Source organism: Candidatus Aminicenantes bacterium, from assembly GCA_026393855.1.
In the GTDB taxonomy this organism is placed as follows: Bacteria; Acidobacteriota; Aminicenantia; order Aminicenantales; family UBA4085; genus UBA4085.
Genome location: JAPKZJ010000120.1, coordinates 1 through 4,719 on the forward strand (window position 1 = coordinate 1; position 4,719 = coordinate 4,719).

4 protein-coding genes are annotated in these 4,719 nt (G+C 59.5%); all 4 read left to right on the forward strand.

What is annotated here, in order from left to right; translation table 11 throughout:
• Window positions 1-784: hypothetical protein (locus NTZ26_14765; protein ID MCX6561762.1), on the forward strand; the 784-nt coding region annotated here is incomplete at its 5' end.
• A 290-nt stretch (window positions 785-1,074) separates the two neighbouring features.
• Window positions 1,075-2,364, forward strand: coding sequence for an efflux RND transporter periplasmic adaptor subunit (locus NTZ26_14770; protein ID MCX6561763.1), 1,290 nt, complete (start codon window positions 1,075-1,077; stop codon window positions 2,362-2,364).
• A gap of 38 nt (window positions 2,365-2,402) precedes the next feature.
• Window positions 2,403-3,989, forward strand: a complete 1,587-nt coding sequence (locus NTZ26_14775; GenBank protein MCX6561764.1) for a TolC family protein — start codon at window positions 2,403-2,405, stop codon at window positions 3,987-3,989.
• Between the two features lie 20 nt (window positions 3,990-4,009).
• On the forward strand, window positions 4,010-4,719 hold a 710-nt coding region (locus NTZ26_14780; GenBank protein ID MCX6561765.1), incomplete at its 3' end, for a 6-bladed beta-propeller.

Genomic DNA, 4,719 nt, shown 5'->3' on the forward strand with positions numbered 1-4,719 from the left:
TTACGATACACCTTTCTTCATCGATGTGGACGGTCAAGGCCGGATCCATGTTCTGGACATGAGAAGCCAGCGGGTCACCCGGTTCGACCCGATCGGAAAATACGAGGCTAGTTTTCGGGCCGAGAAACCGGCTTTGCAGATCCGGTTGGACGCCCTAGGCCGGATCTTCTGCGGCGAGATATCGAGCGGAGAGACTCAAGTCTCTTCGGAATTCAAAACTATCCAACAATATTCGACGATCGTCCGGTATGATCCCGATGGACGCAATCCCAGCCGATCCGGCCCATATCCCTCCATGAAAATGATGATGAAAACGATGCCCGGCGGCGGCGTCTTATCGACATCCTCTCGCGACGGATCCCAGATCTGCTGGGGCGTCTCGCCGGATGGGAAGCTCTGGTTGGGGAATAACGAGACCTATGAGCTCGGCGTTTTCGATCCGGACGGCAAGCCCCTCTTCCGCTTTGGTCGGGCATGCAAGCCGGTCCAGAAAAAGGCTTTAAAGGAGGTCGCAGGAGAAAACCGAAAAAGCTCTGCTGCGCCCGAGTTCTTTCCCGCCTTTGCTACCGATTTCTTCTTCGATGAGGCGGGCAACGCCTGGCTTCGAATGTTCCGCAACGACGACAAGGCCGAGCCCTACCGATACGATGTCTTCTCGCCCCAAGGCATCTACCTGAAGCAATATGTCCTTCCCTGCCGGATCTATCAGGTCCGGAATGGAAAAATGATCGCCGTGGTTGAAACGGAGGAGGGCTTCCGAGCGTTAAAGTGTTATCAATATTGACGAAGAGGCTGCAAGAGTCGGGAATGATAGGAACAGGCGCTCCGCGGCGTCTATAATATAGAAAGCCGTTTAAGATGGGCCGCAAGCTGCTGCGAGGCTTTGCTTTCTGGATTGATTGTTGATATGAATGACGGAGACAGGGAGGCGATGGGCGATAGCTGGACGGTTCTTTTCGAACAAACGCATCCGCGTTATGGGGCGCTTGTCTCTCTGCCTCCCACGGCATTCATCCCCCGCGAGTTCTTTCTTGTTTTGCATATTCCCACGCCAACATTCAATCGAGGTGGACGATGGTCATTCCCAAGAAAGCCGTAGGCATCTCTCTGCTCATTCTGGCCGTTGCAGCCGGCGGGTACTTTTTTATCCTGAAGAAAGGCCCGGCCAAGTCCGCTGATTCTGCCGGCGCGGAAACGGCCCCATCAGGTGCCGCCGCCGCGCCCGGTGCGCCCGGCGCCGTCGACCAAAAGACCGAGCCGGCGCCCATCCAGGTCAAGGCCGTCACGGCGGCCAAGGGCGATCTGATCATGACCCTCAAATCGCCGGGCGAAGCTTATACCGAGAAGAAGATCGCCCTCAAAGCCGAGGCGTCGGGCGTCATTAAGAGTCTGGCCGCGGCCGAGGGGCTGCACGTCAAGGCCGGCGACGTCCTGATCGAGATCGACGATCGGGAGTATGCGCTCAAGCTGGAGCGGCTCGAGGCGATGCGGCTCAAGTACCTCTCCGACCTCTTCCTGGAGAAGCAGTTTGCCGGAGCCGAGAAGGCCATCTCTCCCGCGGCCCTGGACAAGCTGGCCAAGGCCCAGGCCGAATATGAGAAAGTCTCGCTCTCCTTCGGCAAGGGGCTGGTGGCTCAAGCCGAACTGGAGCGGGCTCAAAAGGATTACGAGCTGGCCTTGATCGAAGCCGGGCGCAAGAAGGAGGAGATCATGGCCTCCACGAAAAACCTGACCCAGGCCGAGATCGACGTCAAGCTGGCCCGGCTGGACCTGGAGAAAACCCGCATCCGGGCGCCCTACGCCGGCATCATCACCGACCTCAAGGTTTCGCCCCAAGAGCGCATCGATGCCGGCCGCGAGCTCTTCACCCTGGTCGATATCTCCCGCATCAAGGTCAAGGCCAAAGTCCTGGAGAGCGAGATCGGCAAGATGCAGGCCGGCCGCACGGTGGACCTCCAATTCGCGGCCTATCCGGGCAAGACGTTTAAAGGCACGGTCGATACGGTCAGCCCGGTCGTCAACGCCGAGGACCGCACCTGCACCGTCTATGTCTCCGTGGCCAACAGCTCGGAGGAGCTCAAACCGGGCATGCACGCCGAGGTGGAGATCGCGGCGGATATCTACAAGGACCGCCTGGTCGTGCCCCAGGACGCCGTCCTCATCCGCAGCGGCCGCAAGCTGGTCTTCGTTGTCGAGGGGGGCGTGGCCAAGTGGCGCTACGTCGAGATCGGGCTGGAGAACGAGAAGGTGGCCGAGATCCTGCCCAGTACGGAGCCGGGCTGGGGCCTCCATCCGGGCGAACAGGTCATCGTCGCGGGCCATTTCACTTTAGCCCACGACGCCAAAGTCGTCGTCAAAAACTGACCGGCCGGGACGCGAACCCGGAACGATTCGAGGCGAACATGGTTAAACGATTCCGGACGATCACACTGGCGATCCTCCTCCTGGCCGCGACGGCGGCCGCGCAAAGCCCCCCGGCCCAATCGGCCGAGGTCAAACCGCTGGCCTTAACCCTGGCCGAGTGCATCGAGCGGGCCCTAAAATCCAACCTCGACCTCTCGATCGAGGCGATCAACCCGGCCATGGCCGAGGAAGCCCGCCGCGGCACGAAGGACCAATTCCTGCCGCAATTCGATGCCACGTCCCAGTACGGGAATCAGAAGATCCCTTCCACCTGGGGTGTGGAAGGTCCGACGGTTCTGACCAAGCGGGACTACTTCAATTTCGGCCTATCGCAGCACCTCGTGACGGGAACGGACCTGACCTTGAGCGCTTATTCGCAACGGACCGACACGACCCGGGCTTACACTACAGTCAACCCCTCCTACTACAGCGAGCTGCGCTTCAGCCTGGCCCAAAAGCTTCTCAAGGGGTTCGGGCCGGCCATCAACCGCTACGAGACCACCAAGGCCGAGCGCCAATTCGACCAGTCCGTCGAAATCCTTAAGGCGGCTGTGCTGACCACGGTCTACAGTGTGGAGGAAGCCTACTGGAATCTCGTCTATGCGCGGGAGAGCCTGCGGGTCCTCGAGGCGTCACTTGTTCAGAGCCGGGATACCCTGGCCCGCAATGTCGAGGCCGCCCGCATAGGCTCCAAATCGGCGGTGGACGTGTTGAGCGCCGAGACCGAAGTGGCTTCGCGCGAGACGGCGCTTCTCTCGGCCCGGGCCAGCCTGGAAAAGATGGAAAACCGGCTCAAGAGCCTGCTCAACCTGCCTGTCGAGACAGGGGAGGGGGAGGCGGAGACCCGGGTGCCGATCATTCCGGCCGACAGGCCCACGGCGGAAAGACGAACCGTCCCCCTGGACGAGGCTATGCGCGCGGCCCGGGCCGAACGGCCGGAGATTGCCCAGGCCGAGAGCCGGATCGCGGATGCCGCCCTCGACGTCCGATATAACCGCAACCAGCTTCTGCCCGACCTGCAATTGAGGTTCTCCATCTGGAACCCCGGACAGTCGGGCATCAAGTACATCTTTCAGGACAATAATCCTCTGAGCGGAATCATCCTGGACAAGATCGTGGGTGGGCGGATGGACTCCTTCCGCGACCTGATCAAACAGAACTACCGAAACGTCTCCTTCGACCTGAGTCTGACTATCCCGCTGGGGAGCCTTTTCTCGCGGGCCTCGCTGGCCCGAGCCCGATTGGCGGAAGATCAGGCCCGCTTGAGCCTGGAAAGGGCGCGCAAGAACCTCGAAGTCGAAGTCCTCGAGGCGGTCAAGGATTTGGACGTGGCCGGCCGCAAGATCGAAGCCTCGGCCCGCTACCGCGAGCTGATGGAGAAACGGGTCGAAGCCGAGAGCCAGAAGTACCAGATGGGGCTGGTCGGGAGCGAGTGGCTGTTCAGCTACCAGCGCAGCCTGGACCAGGCCAAGGCCGATGAGATCCAGGCCGTCACCGGCTACCGGATCGCCCAGGCCCGGCTGGAGAAGGCCATGGGCACGACGATCAAGTCCAAGGGGCTCAAGTTCCGGGGCTATGAGTTCTAAGCAAAAAAATGAGACGGACCGTGGCTCTGCTGGTGTTCCTAGCCGCTTTCTCCGCGGCGCTTTCCGCCCAGATCTGGAAGGGGACAATAGTCAAAGACGGAGATGTGACAATTGTCCGGAATCCCAAGACGCCGATTTATAAAGACCCGATTCTGATGCTCAAAGAGGAATTGACGATCGGGGGCGGCGAGACGAAAGAACCCGCTATGTTGGGGGAAATCTCTTCTATCGTTGTTGATTCTATCGGGCGAATTTACGTCTTGGATGGGACGTCACTCCAAGTGAAAGTTTTTGATAAATCAGGCGGATATGTGCGTTCGACCGGCCGCAAAGGGGAAGGCCCGGGGGAGTTCATGGATCCCTACCGGATGATGATCGATCGGAGAAACAACCGCCTCTTCGTGAAAGATGTGAAGTTTGGATTCGTCATCTTCGACAGCCAGGGAAAACATATTAAAAACCTCTCTGCGGACGATGCCAGGCGCTCTCAGAATTCCGCCATCGATTCGCGTGGTTCGATCATTCTGGATAGCATCAAGATCCAGGATATGGAGCATCGCTGGGATGTTCTCAAACGATTCGATGCGGAAATGATGGCTGGAACAGACATACGATCCGTCGATATCGGCTCTCCCTACAACGTCGCGGCTCCGCTTGTGGACTGGGCCTTGGCATCCAATGATGACATCGTTTTCGGGTATCCGGAAACGTACCGCGTCGAGTGGATGGA

Bases quoted from the DNA above. Each gene is read 5' to 3' on its own strand.
- NTZ26_14770 (MCX6561763.1), top strand. From the start codon at position 1,075: ATGGTCATTCCCAAGAAAGCCGTAGGCATCTCTCTGCTCATTCTGGCC.
- NTZ26_14775 (MCX6561764.1), top strand. From the start codon at position 2,403: ATGGTTAAACGATTCCGGACGATCACACTGGCGATCCTCCTCCTGGCC.